This is a genomic window from Amycolatopsis sp. lyj-346 (assembly GCF_046548975.1).
GTDB lineage: Bacteria > Actinomycetota > Actinomycetes > Mycobacteriales > Pseudonocardiaceae > Amycolatopsis.
Genome location: NZ_JAJPWT010000001.1, coordinates 1,146,142 through 1,165,445 on the forward strand (window position 1 = coordinate 1,146,142; position 19,304 = coordinate 1,165,445).

Annotated in this window: 16 protein-coding genes; 10 read left to right on the forward strand and 6 right to left on the reverse strand. The window is 72.2% G+C overall.

Features of this window, described 5'->3' with window-relative positions:
- Positions 1 to 32: 32 nt before the first annotated feature.
- Positions 33 to 1,499, reverse strand: coding sequence for a hypothetical protein (locus tag ACLJQE_RS05600; protein WP_410637874.1), 1,467 nt, complete (start codon positions 1,497 to 1,499; stop codon positions 33 to 35).
- 323 nt (positions 1,500 to 1,822) lie between these two features.
- On the opposite strand from ACLJQE_RS05600, the gene ACLJQE_RS05605 reads away from it, so the two are divergent.
- On the forward strand, positions 1,823 to 2,188 hold the full coding sequence (locus ACLJQE_RS05605) for a hypothetical protein (RefSeq protein WP_410637875.1): 366 nt from the start codon (positions 1,823 to 1,825) through the stop codon (positions 2,186 to 2,188).
- 53 nt (positions 2,189 to 2,241) lie between these two features.
- Here ACLJQE_RS05605 and ACLJQE_RS05610 read toward each other — a convergent pair whose 3' ends face one another.
- On the reverse strand, positions 2,242 to 3,414 hold the full coding sequence (locus ACLJQE_RS05610; RefSeq protein ID WP_410637876.1) for a homogentisate 1,2-dioxygenase: 1,173 nt from the start codon (positions 3,412 to 3,414) through the stop codon (positions 2,242 to 2,244).
- Positions 3,415 to 3,499: 85 nt separating this feature from the next.
- Here ACLJQE_RS05610 and ACLJQE_RS05615 point away from each other — a divergent pair, with 85 nt between their 5' ends.
- Together ACLJQE_RS05615 and ACLJQE_RS05620 are read left to right on the forward strand one after the other, a co-directional pair.
- The gene (locus ACLJQE_RS05615) at positions 3,500 to 4,354 is read left to right on the forward strand and encodes a hypothetical protein (protein WP_410638326.1); all 855 of its coding nucleotides are present in this window, start codon (positions 3,500 to 3,502) and stop codon (positions 4,352 to 4,354) included.
- Entirely contained in the window at positions 4,351 to 4,992 is a 642-nt protein-coding gene (locus ACLJQE_RS05620) for an IclR family transcriptional regulator (RefSeq protein WP_410637878.1), read from the forward strand. The genes ACLJQE_RS05615 and ACLJQE_RS05620 overlap by 4 nt, the downstream gene beginning before the upstream one ends.
- Here ACLJQE_RS05620 and ACLJQE_RS05625 read toward each other — a convergent pair.
- Complete coding sequence (locus ACLJQE_RS05625; protein ID WP_410637880.1) at positions 4,989 to 5,639, reverse strand: DUF998 domain-containing protein; 651 nt, start codon at positions 5,637 to 5,639, stop codon at positions 4,989 to 4,991. The genes ACLJQE_RS05620 and ACLJQE_RS05625 overlap by 4 nt on opposite strands.
- A 56-nt stretch (positions 5,640 to 5,695) precedes the next feature.
- Entirely contained in the window at positions 5,696 to 6,283 is a 588-nt protein-coding gene (locus ACLJQE_RS05630) for a TMEM165/GDT1 family protein (RefSeq protein WP_410638327.1), read from the reverse strand.
- Positions 6,284 to 6,467: 184 nt separating this feature from the next.
- Between ACLJQE_RS05630 and ACLJQE_RS05635 the strand changes: the two genes are divergently transcribed.
- The 5 genes from ACLJQE_RS05635 (at position 6,468) to ACLJQE_RS05655 (ending at position 14,829) form a co-directional block, all read left to right on the forward strand.
- A complete protein-coding gene (locus ACLJQE_RS05635; RefSeq protein WP_410637881.1) occupies positions 6,468 to 7,427 on the forward strand; it encodes a S41 family peptidase in 960 nt (319 codons plus the stop codon).
- 71 nt (positions 7,428 to 7,498) lie between these two features.
- Complete coding sequence (locus ACLJQE_RS05640; RefSeq protein WP_410637882.1) at positions 7,499 to 8,974, forward strand: cytochrome ubiquinol oxidase subunit I; 1,476 nt, start codon at positions 7,499 to 7,501, stop codon at positions 8,972 to 8,974.
- A gap of 229 nt (positions 8,975 to 9,203) precedes the next feature.
- Entirely contained in the window at positions 9,204 to 10,211 is a 1,008-nt protein-coding gene (gene cydB / locus ACLJQE_RS05645; RefSeq protein ID WP_410637883.1) for a cytochrome d ubiquinol oxidase subunit II, read from the forward strand.
- Positions 10,212 to 10,270: 59 nt separating this feature from the next.
- Positions 10,271 to 13,438: a thiol reductant ABC exporter subunit CydD gene (gene cydD / locus ACLJQE_RS05650; protein WP_410637884.1), complete on the forward strand. Its 3,168-nt coding sequence runs from the start codon at positions 10,271 to 10,273 to the stop codon at positions 13,436 to 13,438.
- A gap of 59 nt (positions 13,439 to 13,497) precedes the next feature.
- Entirely contained in the window at positions 13,498 to 14,829 is a 1,332-nt protein-coding gene (locus ACLJQE_RS05655; protein WP_410637885.1) for a GAF domain-containing protein, read from the forward strand.
- A gap of 194 nt (positions 14,830 to 15,023) precedes the next feature.
- Here the strand turns inward: ACLJQE_RS05655 and ACLJQE_RS05660 are convergent, their stop codons facing one another.
- Positions 15,024 to 15,650: a response regulator gene (locus ACLJQE_RS05660; protein ID WP_410637886.1), complete on the reverse strand. Its 627-nt coding sequence runs from the start codon at positions 15,648 to 15,650 to the stop codon at positions 15,024 to 15,026.
- Positions 15,651 to 15,936: 286 nt separating this feature from the next.
- Between ACLJQE_RS05660 and ACLJQE_RS05665 the strand changes: the two genes are divergently transcribed.
- Together ACLJQE_RS05665 and ACLJQE_RS05670 are read left to right on the forward strand one after the other, a co-directional pair.
- The gene (locus ACLJQE_RS05665; protein ID WP_410637887.1) at positions 15,937 to 16,401 is read left to right on the forward strand and encodes an excalibur calcium-binding domain-containing protein; all 465 of its coding nucleotides are present in this window, start codon (positions 15,937 to 15,939) and stop codon (positions 16,399 to 16,401) included.
- Complete coding sequence (locus ACLJQE_RS05670) at positions 16,398 to 17,048, forward strand: class F sortase (protein WP_410637888.1); 651 nt, start codon at positions 16,398 to 16,400, stop codon at positions 17,046 to 17,048. Before ACLJQE_RS05665 ends, ACLJQE_RS05670 begins: the two co-directional genes overlap by 4 nt.
- On the opposite strand, the gene ACLJQE_RS05675 is transcribed toward ACLJQE_RS05670, so the two are convergent.
- Positions 17,018 to 19,297 (reverse strand): helicase-associated domain-containing protein, encoded by a 2,280-nt coding sequence (locus ACLJQE_RS05675; RefSeq protein WP_410637889.1) that lies wholly within the window; start codon positions 19,295 to 19,297, stop codon positions 17,018 to 17,020. The genes ACLJQE_RS05670 and ACLJQE_RS05675 overlap by 31 nt on opposite strands.
- Positions 19,298 to 19,304: the final 7 nt, after the last annotated feature.

Here is a 19,304-nt window from a genome sequence, read left to right on the forward strand (position 1 = left end):
ATATCGTCAGCGCAGTCGTTTCGCGTCGGCAATCAAATACTCGTCGAAACCCTCGATGCTCCGCTGCGACGACGGCGGAGAATCGCCGCTGCCGTCGAAACGGCGGCGAGCAATGCGGTCAGGGTGGTCGCCACGGAAAGCCGTCGCCGCCGCCGGTCCGCGGTTTCTCCGGCGGCCCGCAGTGCGACGCTCGCCCGGAGGAACCGGTGCTCCGGGGTGTTCGGCCGGGCATCGGCCCGCTTCGCCCACTTCAGCGCTTCGTCGAGTTGGCGACCCCGGTAAAGGACGGCCGGCTCCCGGTCCGAGGTTTCCCACAACCCGGTCGCCTCGGTGAGCCGTCGGTGGACGCGCAGGGCGTCCCGGTCCGCGGCCAGCCAGCCCTGCAGCCGCGGCCAGCCGTCGAGCACCGCGTCGTGCGCGAGTTCGAGCCCCGTCCGGCCGGCGGTGACCAGCCGGGACCGGACGAACTGCGCCACCACCGGCGTCGGGTCGAGTTCGGCGTGCGGGACGTGCCGCCGGGTGTCGGGGGTGCCGTCGCCGAAGCCGACCAGGCGCAGGAACAGGCTCCTGGCCTCGGCCTGCTCCGGCGGAGCGAGCCGGCCGTATACCGCTTCGGCCGCCCCGGCCAGTGCCGCGGTGATGCCGCCGGTGGCCTCGTACGCGGCGAGGGTGAGCGTGGCGCCCTGGCCGGCCTGCCAGGTCCGGCGCAGTGCGTCCGTGGCGAACGGCAGCGCGGCCGGCTGCCGTGCGACTTCGGCCATCAGGGTCGCGACCAGTGCGTTCTCCAGGCCGCGGCCGGCTTCCGCGGCGGGCCGGACCAGCGCGGCGCGGACCTGCCCGGCGGTCAGCGGCTCCAGCGGGATCAGCGCGTTCCGCATCACCTCGGCCAGCGCGGGATGCCGCGCGCAGGCGTCCTCGAAGTCTGCGCGCAGGCCGAGAACCACCCGCGCCGGGGCCTGCGCCGCCCGCAGCAACGCGGCGAAGAACCACGCCCGTTCCGGCGCCTCGGCGGTGAAGACTTCCTCGAACTGGTCGACGACCAGCAGGAACTCGGCGTCCGGCGGCAGTGCCTGCCGGATCCGCAGGTGCAGGTGCCCCGGGTCGGCGGCGAATTCCGCGCGCAGCCGGACCGACGGCGTCCCGGTGAGCGCCGCCAGCCGCGCCGCGCACTCCTCCAGGGGACGCCGTCCCGGCCGCAGGAACACCACCGGCCGGCGGACCTGGGGGACCAGGCCCGCCCGCAGCAGCGACGTCACGCCGCTGCCGGACGGGCCCGAGACGGCCAGGAACCGTTCCCCGGCGAGCCGGCCGCGCACCAGGTCGACGACGTCTTCCCGGCCGAAGAACCGGCCGGCGTCCCCGGCGCCGAACGCGGCCAGGCCCGGGTACGGCGGCTCCGCGGCGGACCCGGGAGCCGCCCGTCTCCGCCGGCTCAATTCCGCCGCGACTTCGTGCCACCGCCGGTCCCACTCGGCGACCGGCCCGTCGCAGGCGCGCACATAAGCCAAGGCAACCGCGCGCGTCGGCAGTTTCCGGCCACCGGCGGCATCGGACAATGTCCCCGCCGAGTAATGCGCTCGTTTTCCCAGTTGCCGATATGGCGGCCGGCCCGCCTTCTCCCGCAATCGCCGCAAATCTGCGGCGAACTGTGACAGAACCTCGTCGTCCGTATCGAGCGGACGTTCCCCACGCGGCATTACGCCACCCCCCTTGGCGTAATCCATTGTTCGGAGGTTGTCGTTCGCTGTCCACCGAACCGGACAGAACAACCCCAACGCACTAGACCGGGAAGTGGTCAATGCAGCACGACACTGGAGGGATCATGAAAACCACGAAGATGAAGCGGGCCGGGGTCGCGGCGCTGGGCGCCGCCGCGCTGGCCGGTGCCTTCGCGCTGGCGGGGGCCGGACCGGCGGCGGCCGACGAGGCGCCCAAGGGCGTGACCCACCACGCGATCGGGTCGGGCGAGGCCATGACCGACCACGTCCAGACGTGGGTGACCACCCACTACGACAGCGACGACTGGCGGGCCAACGTCCGGGTCGACTACGGCCGCAGCGGTGCCTGGACGGTGTGCTCGGACGGCACCGAGAAGCACGGGCCGCTGCAGGGTCCGGGGTACTGGATCTTCGCCGGCAACTGCTACGGCAACGGCACGATCCGCACCTACGGCTGGTACGACGGCTGATCCGCACGTGACCGAGAACGGGCCCTTCCCCGCGGGGAAGGGCCCGTTCGCCGTCAGCTCTTCGGACCGCGGCGCGACCACGTCCAGGCGTACCCGGGGTCTTCCGAAGCGTCGGCGGCTTCGCCGAGCTCCAGCGGGGCGAACGTGTCGACCATGACGGCGGTCTCGTCGAAGAACTCCGCGCCGATCGACGCCTCCGCCGCGCCCGGCTGCGGGCCGTGCGTGAAGCCGGACGGGTGCAGCGAGAGCGAGCCGATCCCGATCCCGGAGCCCTTCCGGGCCTCGTAGTTGCCGCGGACGTAGAACATCAGCTCGTCGGAGTCGACGTTCGCGTGGTTGTACGGCACCGGGATCGCGCCCTCGCGGTAGTCGACCTTCCGCGGGCAGAAGGAGCAGACGACGAAGTTCGGGCCCTCGAACGTCTGGTGCACGGGCGGCGGCTGGTGCACGCGGCCGGTGATCGGCTCGAAGTCGTCGATGTTGAACACCCACGGGTAGAGGCAGCCGTCCCAGCCGACGACGTCGAAGGGGTGCGTCGCGTAGGTGTAGCGCGTCAGCCCGGCCCGGTGCCGCACGAGCACCTCGACGTCCTCGCCGTCCTCCAGCAGCGGCTCGGACGGCCCGCGGATGTCGCGCTCGCAGTACGGCGAGTGCTCCAGGAACTGCCCCTTCGCCGACAGGTAGCGCTTCGGCGGCCCGATGTGGCCGCGCGCCTCGAGCGTGAAGAGGCTGACCTCACCGTGGGGGACGACCCGGTAGGTGCACGACGTCGGGATGACGACGTAGTCGCCGTCACCGACCTCCAGGCGGCCGTAGATCGTCTCGAAGGTCGCGGTGCCGCCGTGGACGTAGAACAGCTCGTCGCCGGCCGCGTTGCGGTACAGCGGGCTGGGCGCGGTCGCCGTGACGAACCCGATGGTGACGTCGTTGTTGCCGAACAGCCGGCGCCGGTCGGTCACCGCGTCGGCTTCGCCGCCGAACTTGAGGTCCCGGGTCTGGAACGCCCGCGGCTTGAGCGGGTGGTTCGGGGTGAGCGATCCGCGGTCCTCCTCGACCGCGACGGCGTCGACGATCGCCGTCGGGAGGCCGCGGTGGTAGAGCAGCGCGGAGTCGGCGGAGAAGCCCTCGACGCCCATCAGCTCCTCGGCGTAGAGGCCGCCGTCCGGCTTCCGGAACGCGGTGTGCCGCTTGTGCGGGATCTCGCCTACTCGCCGGTAGTAAGGCATCGACGTCCCCTTCTGACGTGTCCGTTGTGCGAACGATTTTGTCCTGATGTCGTACGCTACTAGCGTGTCAGTCGTGTCAAGCGCTGTGGAACTCACTCCCCCCGGCCCCCGTGGAATTCCTCCTCTGTTCGCGAGGCTCGTCGACGACTCGGCGCTGTTCCCTCCGGGCGACGCGGGCATGCCCGAAGCGCTTCGTGCGCACTTCGCGAGCCGGGAGTCCGAACACGCCGGTGTACTGGGCGTTTTCCTCTGCCAGGCGTCGCGGCTACCGGAGCTGATCACCGAGCTGATCAAGATCAAGCCGAAGCAGCCACTGCCGCTTTCGCTGATCATCGACACCGGTCTCGGCGGCGTCCCGAAGGCGATCTCGATCGTCGAGTCGCGCAGCGAGCTGCTCGCGCTCCGGATGGTCGAGATGCCCGCGCCGTCGGACGTCGACGAGGTGTGGCTCGAGCGCGTCTCGGAGTTCGTCCCCGAGGACGTCATCCGGGTGGTCGAGCCGCGGCGCGGGGTCGGCTGGCTCGACGGCGTCCGCAAGGTGATCGAGCACGGCAGCTGGCCGAAGATCCGCTGCGGCGGCCAGGCGGGCGAGAACTTCCCCAGCGTCGACGAGGTGGCGGACTTCCTCGCCGTCGTCAGCGGGTCGGCCGGGGCGTCGTTCAAGGCGACGAACAGCCTGCACCGCGCGGTCCGGCACACCGACCCGGGCACCGGGTTCGTGCACCACGGCTTCCTGAACCTGCTCGTGGCCTCCGCGCGCAGCCTCGCCGGCGGCGACGTCCGGGCGGCCCTGGAGTCGACCGACGCCCAGGCACTGGCCGACGAGGCCCGTGCGCTGTCCGAGCCGGCCGCGAAGGCCGTGCGGGCGCTCTTCGCCTCCTATGCGGCGGCTTCGTTCGCGGAGCCGGTCGCCGACATGGGCGAACTCGGCTTGCTGTGACCAGCCGGGAGGGGTCGCTGACGCTCGACCGGGGCCTGGCGCTGCTGCAGGCCGTGGCCGACGCCGGTGGCGACGCGGCGACCATCTCCGAGCTGGCGGTGGCCATCGGGGCCAGCCGCGCGGCCGTCTACCGGCTCCTCGTGCCGCTGTCGGAGCGCGGGCTGGTCTGGCGCGACGGCACCAAGGTCCGGCTCGGCGTCGGGCTGCTCCGGCTGGCCGGGCAGGTGCTGCCGCAGCTGCGGGACGCGGCCGGCCCGGTGCTGCGCGAGCTGGCCGAGAAGGTCGGCGCGACCGCGCACCTGTCGGTCGCGCAGGGGACGCAAGCGCTTGCGGTGGCCGTCGTCGAGCCGTCGTGGACCAATTTCCACGTCGCTTACCGGGTGGGCAGCCGCCACTCGCTGACCGCCGGCGCGGCCGGCAAGGCGATGAGCCTGCGGCCGGGCGGCGACGGCTGGGTGACGTCGACGGGCGAGCTCGAGGCGGGCGCGTCCGGCGTCGCGGCGCCGGTTCGCGGGGTGCCGGGGCTGCGGGCGAGCGTCGGCGTCGTCTCGATGGAGCCGCTGAAGGCCTCCGAAGCCGGCCCTCAGGTCGTCGCGGCCGCGACCCGGCTGGCCGGCATCCTCAAGGCGGACGGCTAGCGCAGCGGCCGGACCATCGTCAGCAGCAGGGCGACGTCGACGGTGAACAGCAGGCGTTCGAAGAGGCCCAGCGTGACGTCCTGCTGGGCCGGGCCGAGGACGAGCGTCAGGACGAACCCGCCGAGCACCACGCCGACGCTGGCGAAGCTCGCGGTGGCCAGGCGCCGGATCGTCGTCCGGCGGGGTTCCCACGGGCAGCGCTCGCGGCCCTTCTTCGTCAGCACGAACGCGGCCGCGGGCAGCGCGACGAACGCCGTGAGGGCGGCGATGTTGTGGACCTGTCCGGCGAGCGAACGCGCCTGGCCGTCCGGGTCGACCGGCACGAGGCCGCACACCAGCAACCCGGCCGACCAGACGCCGAGCAGCACGCAGACGGCGGTGGTGCCCGGGCGGTGGGCCTTGGCGATCCCGGCGAGCAACGCCACCGAGCCGAGGGACAGCGCCAGGCACATGACGCTGAACAGGGGAGCGGCCGACGAGGTGCCGAGCTTGCCGTAGACGTACTCCGACAGCGTCTGCCAGATCGGGCTGACCTGGCCGGACAGCCGCAGGTGCAGGGCGATCGAGATGGCCACGGCGAGGCCGATACCGCCGAGTGCGGCCCGGCCGTGCAGCGGCGAGACCGCGTGCGTCTTCGGCGAGTTCACCTGGTGCTCTCCCTTTCGTTTCCGAAAGGTTACCGGGCGAACCTGTGAGGCCGTGGTCAGAAGGCCAGCTGCACCAGGGCGAACGTCGCGAACCCGGCGAACCCGAACCCGGCGCAGCGCTGGATCAGCTTCGGCCGGATCCGGCTGCGGATCTTCGCGCCGATGAACACGGCGAGCCCGGCGACCACGACGAGCGCGGTGAAGGCGCCGACACCGACCGCGAACGGGTTGCCGATGCGGGCGGCCAGGCTCGCCGTCGCGAGCTGGGAGGCGTCGCCCCACTCGGCGGCGAAGAGCACGCCGAAGGACGTCATCGCCGAGCGCGTGAAGGACAGTGGCGAGGGGCCGGTGCGCGAAGCGTCTTCGCCTGCTTCGTCGGCTTTGCTGAATCCTTCGCGAAGGAGCATGAAAGCGCCGAGGCCGAACATCGCGGCGACGACGAGCGAAAGAACCACGTCCGGCAACAGCGTCAACACGCTGCCGAACGCAACCGCTATGACGCATTGCACGGCGAACGCGACGCACACCCCGGCGAAAACCGGCCAGCCGCGGAAACGGGTGGTCAGCACCAGGGTTGCGACCAGCGTCTTGTCCGGCAGTTCCACAGCGAGGACCAGGCCGAACGCGCTGATCAGCGCCACCATCGCGGGAGTCATGAGTATTTTCGCCCCTTTCACTGCAACGATAAAGGGGTGCCTCGGAAAGCCGCAAGCTGATGGCTCGCGCGAAATTGCCTGATCGGCGGCCATGAATTTGGCATCACGGGGTGTCACACAATTTTTTTCGGCGCGCCGAATTTTCGGTTGTGGCCTGCGGTAGGTTCACGGCATGGGGTCACGGACGCGTGCTGCGCAGGTCGAAGAGGTCATCCGCCGGTTGGAAGCGCACTACGTCTTCCCGGACGTCGCTGCGAAGCTCGCGAAGGTGCTCCGCGCTCGCCTCGATGAAGGCGCGTACGAGGACCTCGGCGACGCGGAATTCGCGACGGTCGTCACAGCGGACCTCCAGTCGGTGAACGACGACAAACACCTGCGCCTGCGTCACCACGCCGACCCGGTGGCCGAGGGCGGCGACGCGGAGTTCGCCTCCGAGGACTTCCGGCGCGCGGCCGAGCTGGAGAACTTCGGGATCGCGTCGGTGCGCCGGCTCCCCGGCAACGTCGGCTACCTCGACACGACCATGCTCTACCCGCCCGACCTCGCCGCGCCGGCGATCTCGGCGGCGATGACCCTGGTCGCGGCGGCCGACGCGCTGCTGCTCGACGTGCGGCACAACCGCGGCGGCGCCCCGGACACGAGCGCGTTCCTGCAGAGCTACCTCGTCGACGAGCGGACCCACTACCTCGACGTCTACGAGCGCGACGGCGACCGCGTGACCCAGATGTGGACGCTGCCGTACGTCCCGGGCCCGAAGTTCGGCGGGACCAAGCCGATCTGGGTGCTCACCGGCCCGGCGACGTTCTCCGGTGGCGAGGACCTCGCCTTCTCCCTGCAGCGGCAGGAGCGCGCGAAGACCGTCGGCGAGCCGACGCGGGGCGGCGCCCACCCGCGCGAGCAGTACAAAGTGGACACCTACCTGGACGTGACGGTGTCGATCGCCCGCTCGTACGACCCGAAGTCGGGGGAGAACTGGGAGGGCACCGGCGTGCCGCCGAACATCCCGGTCCCCGCGGACAAGGCCTTCGACACCGCGTACGCGCTGGCCCTCCGGCACGTCCTCGAGCTGGGGGATCCGGGCCCGCGGCGGCTCGTCGCGGACGAGGCGCGGAAGGCGCTCGACCAGCTGTAGGACGTTGGTCCCGCCACGAACGGGACCAGTTGATCTGGCCGTGTCACCAGGTCCGGAGCACGCTGGACCACGTGGAGGTCCTTGAGCTAGCGCGGTGGCAGTTCGGCATCACCACCGTCTACCACTTCCTGATGGTCCCGCTGACCATCGGGCTGTCGATCCTGGTCGCGGCGATGCAGACCCGCTGGGTCCGCACCGGCGAGCTGCGGCACCTGAAGATGACGAAGTTCTGGGGCAAGCTGCTGCTGGTCAACTTCGCGATGGGCGTCGTGACCGGGATCGTGCAGGAGTTCCAGTTCGGGATGAACTGGAGCGCCTACTCCCGCTTCGTCGGCGACGTCTTCGGCGCGCCGCTGGCGATGGAAGGGCTCGTCGCGTTCTTCGTCGAGTCGACGTTCCTCGGCCTGTGGATCTTCGGCTGGGACCGGCTGCCGAAGAAGGTCCACCTGGCCTGCGCGTGGGCGTTTTCGCTGGCCACGATGGCGTCGGCGTACTTCATCCTGGCCGCGAACTCGTGGATGCAGCACCCGGTGGGTGTGACGTTCGAGAACGGCAAGCCGACCATGAACTCGATCTGGGCGGTGCTGACGAACAACACGGCGCTGGCCGCGATCCCGCACACCCTGGCCGGCGCGTTCTCGGTGGCGGCGGCCTTCCTGGTGGGCGTCGCGGGCTGGCACCTGTGGCGACGCGGCGACCACGAGGACGTCTGGCGGTCTTCGCTGCGCCTCGGCGCCTGGGTCGGCGTGGCCGCGTTCGCGGTGCTGGCCGTCACCGGCGACGCGCAGGGCAAGCTGATGTTCGAGCAGCAGCCGATGAAGATGGCGTCGGCGGAAGCGCTGTGCCACACGGAACAGCCCGCGAGTTTCTCGATTATCGCGATCGGCGACGTCTCGGGCGCGAACTGCGAAGACGTGAAGACGTTCAACGTCCCCGCGTTGCTGTCGTTCCTGGCGCACAACGACCTCACGACCGAGGTCAAGGGCGTCGAGAACCTCGTTTCGGAGTACCAGGCCAAGTACGGCACCAACTACCCGGACGACCCGGCCCTCGGCTCGCTGGCGGGCAAGCCGATCGACTACGTGCCGAACCTCCCGGTGACGTACTGGGGCTTCCGCATGATGATCGGCTTCGGCGCGATCTCGGCGGGCATCGGCGTCCTGGCCCTCTGGCTGACCCGCAAGGGCCGCATCCCGGGCCGCCGCTGGTTCCCCTGGCTGGTCCTGGGCGGCATCGCGACGCCGTTCCTGGGCAACAGCGCGGGCTGGATCTTCACCGAGATGGGCCGTCAGCCGTTCGTGGTGGTCCCGAACCCGTCGGGCGTCGACGGCGTCTGGATGTTCACCGCCCAGGCCGTCTCCCACGTGACGACGGGCGAGGTGTGGACCTCCCTGATCGCCCTGACGACGGTCTACGCGGCCCTCGGCGTGGTCGAGGTGTACCTGATGCGCAAGTACATCCGCGGCGGCGTCGACGCGGTGATGCCCCCGAACAAGCCAAAGGACTCCGACAAACCGGGCGAGGACACCCTCGCCTTCGCGTACTGAGGCGGACGAAGATGGCAAAACCCCAGCTCAGCGGCTATGCAGCGGCACCTCGCCCACCCAAAGCAGCCCCCACCCGTCCCGGGGGGCGTCCCCAAACCCAGTGTATCGGCTCGGTCACTCTGCCGAGTTACCCACAGCAAATCTGTGGACAACTCGACCCGTTGTGGATAACTCACCGCGATCGGGTCGTGGCCGGCGACCGGCGTCGGCTGGATGTGGTAGGTGCCCGATGACCCTCGAAATCGCCTGGTTCGCCATCATCGCCTTCTTCTGGCTCGGCTACCTCTTCCTCGAAGGCTTCGACTTCGGCGTCGGCATGCTGCTGCCCGTGCTCGCCAAGGACAACACCGAGCGCCGCGTCATGGTCAACACCATCGGGCCGGTCTGGGACGGCAACGAGGTCTGGCTCATCGTCGCCGGCGGGGCCATGTTCGCCGCCTTCCCGGCCTGGTACGCCGGGCTGTTCTCGGGCGCCTACCTGCCGCTCCTGCTCGTGCTGCTGGCCCTCATCGGCCGCGGTGTCGCCTTCGAGTACCGCGGCAAGGTCGACTCCGACCGCTGGCGGCGCACCTGGGACCGCGTCATCATGATCGGCTCGTGGATCCCGCCGCTCGGCGTCGGCCTGATCCTCGCCACCACCGTCCTCGGCCTGCCCCTCGACGCCGACGGCAACCGCGCCGGCTCCGCGTTCGCCGCCGTCCGCTGGGACACCCTGCTCGGCGCGATCGCCATCGCCGCCTTCTCGATCACCCACGGCGCCGCCTTCCTCGCCCTCAAAACCAGCGGTGACCTGCGAGAACGCGCGAACAAGCTGGCGATCAAGCTGCTGCCCGTCGCGATGGTGCCGATGGTCGCGTTCCTCTCGGTCGTCCAGTGGCGCGCCGGCACGCTGTGGACGCTGCTCGCGTTCGGGATCGGCGCCGCCGCCGCGGTCGTCGCCTGGCTGCGGCTGCGCGCCGGCCGCGACGGGCAGGCGTTCGCCGCGCTCGGCGTCGTCATCGCCGGGGCCGCCGTCACGATGTTCGGCTCGCTGTTCCCGAACGTGCTGCCGTCGACCCTCGACGCCGCCAACACCCTGACCATCGCGGGTGCCGCGTCGAGCCCGTACACGCTGACCGTGATCACCTGGGTCGCCGTCTTCGGCGCCCCCGCCGTGCTGATCTACCAGGGCTGGACGTACTGGGTGTTCCGCAAGCGCATCGGCACCCAGCACATCCCGGCGGTCCACGCACCATGACGAAGCCCCGGTTGCCACAGCTTCCCGGGCGCGCAACCCTTCTCGCTTCGGAGTCCACAGTGGACTTGGCGCGGCCGGGAAAGGGCCCGCTCGGCGCACTGCCGGCCCTCGTGCCTGCCGTGCGCCGGGCGCTGGCCCTGGTGGGCTTCCTGTCGTTCGTCAACGCCGCCGCGCTGGTGGCACAGGCCTTCCTGCTCGCCGACGTCCTCGCGGCGATCGTCGGAGCGGGTTCCGGGGGACGCACCGCCCAGCTGGCCGCGCTGCTCGCGCTCGTCGCGACGCGCGCGCTGACCGGCTGGGCGGTGCGCACGGTCTCCGCCCGCGCCGCCGCGACCGCGCAACGCGAGCTGCGTGCCAAGGCCGTCGACCACGCGTGGCGCCTGGGCCCCGAGTGGATCGCCCAGCGCGGCCACGGCGAGCTCACCGCGCTCACCACCCGCGGCCTCGACGCGCTCGACGCCTACTTCCGCGAATACCTGCCCGCACTGGTGACGGCGGCCGTCGTCCCCCTCGGCGCCGGCGCGGCCATCCTGTTCGCCGACTGGCCGTCCGGCGTCATCGTGGCGCTGACCGTGCCGCTGCTGCCGATGTTCGCCATCCTCGTCGGCAAGTACACCGCCGACCGCGTCGCCGGTGCGACCGACGCAACGCACCGGATGTCCGGGCGGTTACTGGAACTCGTGCGCGTGCTGCCGGTGCTGACCGCGTTCCGCCGCGCCGCCGCGCAGGCCGAGACCGTCCGGCAGCTGTCCGAACGCCACCGCCGCGCGACGCTCAAGACGTTGAAAGTCGCCTTTTCCTCGGCGTTCGTACTCGAACTCGTCGCGACGCTGTCGGTGGCGCTCGTCGCGGTGGTGGTCGGCGTCCGGCTCGCCGGCGGTCACCTGCCGCTGGCCATCGGGCTCGGCGTGCTGCTCCTCGCGCCGGAGTGCTACCAGCCGCTGCGCGCGGTCGGCGCGGCGTTCCACGCCAGCGAGGACGGCGTCGAAGCGGTCCGGCGCGTCGCCGGCCTGCTGGCGCTCCCGGCACGTCCCCAAGGAACCGCGATCCCGGCGCCGGGCGAGCTGCGCGTGTCTTCCCTCCGGGTGGCGCGACGCGGCGGCTTCGCGCCGGACGGCGAGTCGTTCACGGTCCGGCCCGGGGAGACGGTCTGGCTCCGCGCCCCGAGCGGCGGCGGCAAGTCGACGACGCTTTCGGCCTTGCTCGGCTTCGTCCCGGCACACGACGGCACCATCACGGTCGGCGCCACGGACCTCGCCGACGCCGATCTCACGCGCTGGCGCGAACAGGTCGCGTGGGTGCCGCAGTCGCCGGTGTTCACCGGCGGCACGGTCCGCGAGGAGGTGGGCTCCGACGCGGGGCTCGCCGAACTCGGCCTGGCCGGGCTCGCCGACCGGCCGGTTTCTCAGCTGTCGCTGGGCCAGCGACAGCGCGTCGCCGTCGCCAGGGCACTGCAGCGGGTGCGCGACGGCGCCTGGCTGCTGCTGCTCGACGAGCCGACGGCCCACCTCGACGAAGCCGGCGCGCGCCTGGTGCTCGACGCGGTGCAGCGCGCCGTCGACAACGGCGCCGCGGCGATCATCGCGGCCCACGCGCGCACCGCGGCGGTCGACCTGCCGCCCGAGGCCCCGGCCGTTGCCAACACGTCCACAGTGGACGACCAGGGCGCGCCGCTGCGGTGGCGCGCGCTCCTCGACGGACGGTTGTTCGGCGGCGCCGCGCTGGGCGCGCTCGCGCTGCTGGCCGGGGTGGCGCTGACGGCGACGTCGGGCTGGCTCATCGCCAAGGCGTCCCAGCAGCCGCCGATCCTGACCCTGACGGTCGCGGTCGTCGGCGTCCGCGCGTTCGGGCTCGGCCGCGCGGGGCTGCGGTACGTCGAACGGCTGGTCACGCACGACGCCGCGTTCCGCATTGCCGGCCGGGTCCGGGTGCGGCTGTGGAATTCGCTGGTCCGGCTCGGGCCGGCGCGCAGCCTGCGTGCGGGCGAGGGACAGCGTCGGCTGGTCGGCGACGTCGACACCGTGCGCGACCTGCTGCCGCGGGTGGTGTCGCCGCCGCTGGTGGTGGCCCTGGTCGCGGCCGGGGCGATCGCCGTGCAGACGTGGGTGCTGCCCGCCGCCGGGTTGACGCTCGCGGCGGCGGTGGCGCTGGGTTCGTGCGCACCGTGGGTCGCCCTGCGCGCCGAGCGCCGGGCGACGTCGGCGCTGGCGACCGGACGCCGTGAGGTGGCCACGCGAGTCTTGGTGGGGTTCGAAGCCGCGGCCGAACTGCTCGCGTTCGGAAGGGACGGCGAGCACCGCCGCGCCCTCGCGGACGCCGACACCCGCTTGGTGACCCAAGCACGCCGGCAGGCGTTCGGCGCGGGCGCGGCGGAAGCACTGGTCACGCTGGCCTGCGGCGCGGCGGCGGTCGTCAGCACGGCGCTCGCCGCGGCAGCGGTGGCAGGCGGGCAGCTCGACCCGGTCCTGGCGCCGCTGCTCGCACTGGTGCCGTTCGCGCTGGCGGAGGTCCTGTCGCTGCTCCCGCCGGCGGCTCAGCACTGGGACACGCTGCAGCGTGCGCGCCGCCGTCTCGCCGACGTGCCGGAGGAGCCGTCGCCGGTACCGGGGACGACGGTGGCGCTGCGGGGAGCGGACCTCGGCTGGCCGGGCGGACCGGTGGTGCTGCACGACGTCGACGTCGAGCTGGCGCCGGGCACGTACGCGGCGGTGGTCGGCCCGAGCGGAGCGGGCAAGTCGACGCTCGTCGCCGCGCTGCTGGGCTTCCTCGCGCCGCGGCGTGGTGAGGTCGCGGTCCCGGAGGGCGTGGCATGGGCACCCCAGGAGCCGATGCTCGCCGCGACGACGGTCGCCGAGAACCTGCGGCTGGCCCGTCCGGCCGCGACCGAGGAGGAGCTGCGCGAGGTGTTGCACAGCGCGGCGTTGACGGACATCCCGCCGGAGACGCTGCTCGGCAGCGGCGGCACCGGACTGTCCGGCGGCCAAGCGCAGCGGGTGGCGCTGGCGCGGGCGCTGCTCGGGGCGCCGTCGGCGGGACTCGTGCTGCTGGACGAGCCCACCGCGCACCTCGACGAGGCGACGGCCCAGGCGGTGCGCGCGCACCTGCGGGTGGCGCTGGCGGGCCGGACGGTGGTGCACGTGACCCACCGGGCGGACGAAGCCGACGGAGCGGACGTGGTCCTCGAGGTCCGCGACGGCCGGGTCGTCACCCGGGTACCGGTCCCGTGATCGATTCCCGCTGTGTCCTTGCCGCGCCACCACCGCGCCGCGCGATAATGACGGAACTCATGGATCCGACGCTTGCCGCGCGGGCACTGTCCGCAGCCACAGAGATCACGAGCACCGCCCTGTCCGGCGACGACCCGGGAGCGGTGCTGGACACGGTCGTCGCCCGAGCAGCCGAACTCGCCGACGCCGACCTGGGCCTGGCCATGGTCAGCACCGAGGACGGCCGCGTGGTGGTGGAAGCCGCCCACTACGCCACAGCCCACCCGGCCGGCAAGGACGCCCGACCCGGCAGCTCGGACTCCACCTCGCTTGCGGGCGAGGCTCGCTCCGGCGGTTCGGTCCGGCCCGGCAGCTCGGACTCCACCTCGCCCGCCGGCGAGGTCCACCCCGGCGGGGCCGCCCCGCCGTCCGGCAGCCCGGAGCCGACAATGCCCCCGGAGCCGCCGGCTGCTGGTGAGTTGCTCCGCGGTCTCACCCTCCCCGCCGACTCTGCGGCTGGGCAGGTGGCTCGTGGTGGTGAGCCCGTCTCCAGCGAGGACTTCACCACCGACCCACGAACCGCGCCCTATGTGCCCGCCGAACTGCACGGCTACGGGCCCTTCGCGGCTGCGCCGTTCGGGTCCGGGGGTCGGGTTCTCGGGTCGCTCACCGTCTACCGGAAGCGGGGGCGGGAACCGTTCTCCGCCGGGACCGTCGAGATGCTCGTCGCCTTCGCCGCGCAGGCCGGTGTTGTCCTCGCGCTTGCCGAGGGAGCCAACGCCCGCCACCGGGTTGCCCTCTACGAAGAGCGGGAGCGCATCGCCCGCGAGCTGCACGACGTCATCGTCCAGCGGCTCTACGGTGCCGGGATGCAACTGGACCGCGTCCGGCGCAACATGCGCAAGCGGTTCGCCCAGGCCGACGGGGCCCGGCTGTCCGACGCCATCGACCAGCTCGACCAGACCATCGAGGAAATCCGCGGCACCGTGCGCGCGCTGCGGTCACCGGAGCCTCGCCACGACACCGGCGCGCCCACCGATCTCGCCGAGTCGGCGCGCGGCGAGGTCCGCATCGCCGGCGAGCTGCTCGGCTACCCGCCGACCCTGGAGCTGTCCGGTGAATTCGCCGACGTCCCCGCGGAACGCGCCGACCACATCCGGGCCGCCCTGCGCGAAGCACTGTCCAATGTGGTCAGGCATTCCGGCGCGAGCGAAACCCGCGTGACGCTGACCCGGGACTCCGGCGGCGTCAAACTTCGCGTCCGGGACAACGGTTCCGGCGTTCCCCAAGGCGTCGCCACCCGTGGCCTGCGTCATCTCGCCGAACGCGCGGACGCCGCGGGCGGGAAGTTCTTCCTGAACTCCTCACCCAGCCTCGGCACGCTCGTCGCGTTCGACCTGCCACTCGACTGACCGTCCTGCTGCGGCTCATCCTTCTCGGGTCATCCATCCTCCCCTCCACGCCCACGTCGTTGATCTTACCGCCCCCTCGAACATATATTCGACTCACGTTCGAGTGAATCTGGACCGGAAAATGCCCTGATCGACATGGCAGACCGTGACGAGCGGAAGAAAGGTCGCAGCGAACGGCGGATTGCGGACGAGGGCTACTTCTCGCGCCGCGCGATCCAGGCGGCCGCCTGCGTCCGGCGCTGCATGCCGAGCTTCGCCAGCACCGACGTGACGTAGTTCTTGACCGTCTTCTCCGCGAGGAACAACCGCTCCGCGATTTCGCGGTTCGACAAGCCCTGGCCGATCAGTTCGAGCACGTCGCGTTCGCGCTCGGTGAGCGTCGACAGCTCGTCCGTCGGCGGGTGCCGCATCTTGTCCAGCACCCGGGCGGTGCTCACCGGGTCCAGCAGCGACCGGCCGGCCGCCACCTCGCGGACCGCGTTGACCACGTCCTGCCCGCGCACCTGCTTCAGCAGGTAGCCCGCGGCACCGGCCATGATCGCGCCGACCATCGCCTCTTCGTCGTCGAACGCGGTGAGCATCAGGCAGGCCGGCGGGTTCGGCTTCGACCGCAGTTCGCGGCAGAGCGTGATGCCGTCGCCGTCCCCGAGCCGGACGTCGACCACCGCGACCTCCGGCTCGACGTGCATCGCCACCGCCAATGCCTCTTCGACGCTGCTCGCCTCGGCGACGACCTCGATGTCGGGCTCGTCGCCGAGGAGGTCGCGAAGCCCGCGGCGGACCAGTTCGTGGTCGTCCACGAGCAGTACCTGGATCGGCATACCCCGAGGTTACGGGGTATGCGGACGCCGCGGCGGCGGCCGGTCGGCAGCGTCACACGTGAATTACCTCAAAGGTGTGACCGCGGACCCCGTAACATTCCGCCTGGTACGTATTCCCGGGCCGCAAACCCGCAGGTCGAAGCGGAATCGGCGAAGAATCACCAATCGCGTCGCTCTTGGTGGAGCGCTGGCGTTTCCGGAATTCCGGAATGGTCCGTAACGGCACCGCCGACACGGCGATAGTAACCACGCAATCGCCGCAGATTCCCGTTCGGAAGGAATTCCGTTGTCACTCTTTCGCCGTGCCTTGACGACGACCGCCGTCGTCGCCGGACTCGCTTTCCTCGGCCCTGTCCCCTTCGCCTCCGCGCAGCTCGCGGCTCCTCTCGCCGGCGACAAGAACTGCTCGGACTTCCAGTACCAGGAAGACGCCCAAGCCGTTTACGACCAAGATCCGACCGACCCCCACGGCCTGGACGGCGACGACAACGACGGAATCGCCTGCGAAACCCTCAAACATCGCCCGAAGCAGCCGAGCACGACCACGTCGACGGCGAAAAAGCCGACGAAGACGACCACCAAGAAGCCCGCCACGGGCAACCAGGTGAAGGTCAAGCCGGTCGGCGGCGTCGCGACCGGCGGCGGTGAGCCGGACGACGACGTCCCCGGTTTCCTCGTGCTCAGCGGCACGCTGCTCGCCGCGACGGTGTCCGGCGGCATGGTGCTCTACCTGCGCCGGCGCCCGAGTTGAGGCAGCCGCGCCTGTGGCCCGCGGTCACGGCGGTCGCCGCCGCGCTCGGCGTGGTCCTGGCCGTGGCCCTCGTCCTCGTCCTGTCGCCGAGGCCGCCGCAGGAGATCGCCCCGCCGGGCCCGGCCGCCACGAACCCGGCGAGCACCGCGAGCGTCGCGCACACCACGGCAACGACCGCCGACGGCCTCCCCGCGGCGGAACCGGCGTCCCTGACCATCCCGGCGATCGGCGTGCGCGCCGAGGGGATCACGGACCTCGGGCTGGCGCCGGACGGCGTACTGGAAGTGCCGGGCGACGCCACGACGGTGGGCTGGTTCACCGGCGCGCCGTCGCCCGGGGAGATCGGCCCGGCGGTGCTGGCCGCGCACGTCGACTACAAGCACGTGCCCGGCGCCTTCTCCCGCTTGAAGGAGCTGCGCCCCGGTGAGCAGGCCATGGTCGGCCGCGTGGACGGCCGGACCGCCGTCTTCACCGTGTACCGCGTCGACCGCTACCCGAAGGCCACGTTCCCGACCGACCAGGTCTACGGCGACACGCCGGCGCCCGAGCTGCGGCTCATCACCTGCGGCGGGGCGTTCGACCGGGACAGCGGCAACTACCTCGACAACGTCGTCGCCTACGCGAGGCTCACCGCGGTCGAGGCCTGAGCCAGCTCGACGTGGGCCAGCTCGAGCCGCCGGTAGGTGCGCTCGTCGAGGGACCAGACGTCCAGGACGTCGCCGTCGAGCTCGGGGTAGGCGATGACGAGGTGCTCGCCGCGGTAGGCGATGTCGACCGGGAGCCCGGCTTCGAGCTGCCAGCAGAGTTGTTGCTGCTTCGCCGTGAGCCGGCCCGCGTAGCGGTCGCTCATCGCCCGCGCGAGCTGCCCGCGCAGCAGGGCCGGGCCGCTCGCCGGGGCGGCCAGCAGCCGCTCGGCGTGGCCGGCGGGATCGGGTGCCAGTTCGCCGGGTTCGGGCTCGTGGATGGCCACCGTCGGCTCGGCCTGGTCACGTGCGGGCAGCACGATGCTGCCGTCCGCCGCGTGCCGGGTCGGTGCGTAACCCGCTTGGCGCAACGCCTCCAACGTGCCCGTCGCGTCCACAGTGGACGTCAGCACGGTCGGGGCCACCGCGCGGAGGCCGAGTTTGGCGAGCTTGCGGTGCGCGGCGAGCTCGGCCAGCACGGCGGGCTCGCCGACGACGACGCTCGCGACGTCGATCACCTGCGCCTCGCCGTGGCGCCGCGCGACGTCGTTGACCAGGTACACCAGCGGCTGCGGCAGGTCGCCCGCGGCGACGGCGCGCAGGTCGTCGAGCAGCCCGGCGGTCGTCGCGCCCTGGTCGAGCGCCCGCCGCACGGACGCCGGGGAAAACCGCCAGCTCGTTGCGGTGCCCTGGGCTTCGCGGTCGGCGACGCGGTCCAGCAGCGCGGCGAGCCGGGCGTCGGGCGAGCCGGGCACGATCGCCGTCAGGTCGGTGCCGAACAACGCGGTCGTGCGCGCCCGGGAGACCAGTTCGCCGGTGACTTCGACGAGCCGCTCCGGGGCGAGCAGGGCGCGTCCGGCCGCGGTCACGGCGCCGTGCGCGACGACGCCGAGCAGTTCGCCTTCGTCGAGCGCGACCCGGACGTACCCGGCGAAGTCGTCGGTCGGCAGCATCGGCGCGTGCCACTCCGCGAGCCGGATCAGCGCGTCGACGTCGGTGACGGCGTCGCCGGGAGCGAGCCGCGCCAGCACCCGCACGACCAGCCGCCGGACCAGCGCGTCGACGTCGGTCTCGAACTCCGGTGGTACCGGGTCCCACCAGGTGGTCAGGAGCAGGCGGTACAGCACCGCCGGCTCCGGCCGGGCGAGGTCCGGGTGGGGCGCGAGCGTGGGCGCGGGTGCCTTCTGGCCGCGGCGCGGCGGCGGTGGCTCGTCGGCCAGCAGCAGCCCGGCCTGCGCGGCGAGGTCGATGGCCAGCTCGATCTCCGCCGGTGTGCCCCCGGTGTCCTTGGCGAGCTTCTTGACCAGCCGGGCCCCGATCGTGCCGTCCTTGAGCAGCGGCAACGGCTCCGCGGCGGCGAGGTCGAGGATCGCCGACGCGCGGTCGAGCAACCGCAGCGCGGCCGCCGACGACGCCGCTTCGGCGGCCTCGGCCCCGGTGTGGGTGACGTCGAATTGCGGTTCCTCGGGCGTGAACGGCAGCTGGTGGTCCGGGCCGCGCAGCGCGAGCGACACCTCGATCGGCATGGCCACGGTGCCGAAGTAGGTCCCGAACAGGAAGCCGTGGTCGAACGCCCAGCCCGCCGGGGCCAGGCCCTCGACCTCGGGAACGCCGTCGGCCATGTCCTGCAACAGCTTCCGCGTCTCCTCGGGCGCGGTGGCGAAGAGCGTGCGGACGCCCTCGCCGTCACGGAAGAACCGCACGAGCCCGTCCAGGAGCTCTGGCTTGCGAGCGGTGTCCGGCAGCCCGAGGGTCCGCGACAGCTTCGCCAGCCGGCTCGTGCCGAGCTCCCCGAGCAGGTTGGCGACCGGATGGCCGAGTCCTTCGGAGGCGAAGCTGTTGCGGTGCAGCAGTTCCGGCAGCCGGACGCGGTCCTCGTCCCGCCAGAGCAGGGCGCGCTCGGCCAGTTCGTCCACAGAGGACTCGACGGTGGCGGTGTCCGTGCCGAGCAGCCGGGCGACTTCCCCGACGGGCGCGGGCCGCTGCCCGAGCGCGTGACACAGCTGGACGGCCCGCACGACCTGGACCAGCGGCGTCGGCAACGCGAGCAGCGCGGCATCGACGGACCCGGGCGACGCGAGCCGCGCGGCGACTACGTCGAGCCGTCGCGGCCACGGCTCCGCCAGCACGTCCGGCCGGTGGGCCAGCACCTTCGCGAGGTCGTCCTTGTCCAGGCCCGCGAGCCTGCCGAGCAGTTCGTCGGCGGTGGTCATCGGCCCA

Bases quoted from the DNA above. Each gene is read 5' to 3' on its own strand.
- ACLJQE_RS05630 (WP_410638327.1), bottom strand. From the start codon at position 6,283: ATGGTGGCGCTGATCAGCGCGTTCGGCCTGGTCCTCGCTGTGGAACTG.
- ACLJQE_RS05610 (WP_410637876.1), bottom strand. From the start codon at position 3,414: ATGCCTTACTACCGGCGAGTAGGCGAGATCCCGCACAAGCGGCACACC.
- ACLJQE_RS05635 (WP_410637881.1), top strand. From the start codon at position 6,468: ATGGGGTCACGGACGCGTGCTGCGCAGGTCGAAGAGGTCATCCGCCGG.
- ACLJQE_RS05655 (WP_410637885.1), top strand. From the start codon at position 13,498: ATGGATCCGACGCTTGCCGCGCGGGCACTGTCCGCAGCCACAGAGATC.
- ACLJQE_RS05660 (WP_410637886.1), bottom strand. From the start codon at position 15,650: ATGCCGATCCAGGTACTGCTCGTGGACGACCACGAACTGGTCCGCCGC.
- cydB (WP_410637883.1), top strand. From the start codon at position 9,204: ATGACCCTCGAAATCGCCTGGTTCGCCATCATCGCCTTCTTCTGGCTC.
- ACLJQE_RS05605 (WP_410637875.1), top strand. From the start codon at position 1,823: ATGAAAACCACGAAGATGAAGCGGGCCGGGGTCGCGGCGCTGGGCGCC.
- ACLJQE_RS05675 (WP_410637889.1), bottom strand. From the start codon at position 19,297: ATGACCACCGCCGACGAACTGCTCGGCAGGCTCGCGGGCCTGGACAAG.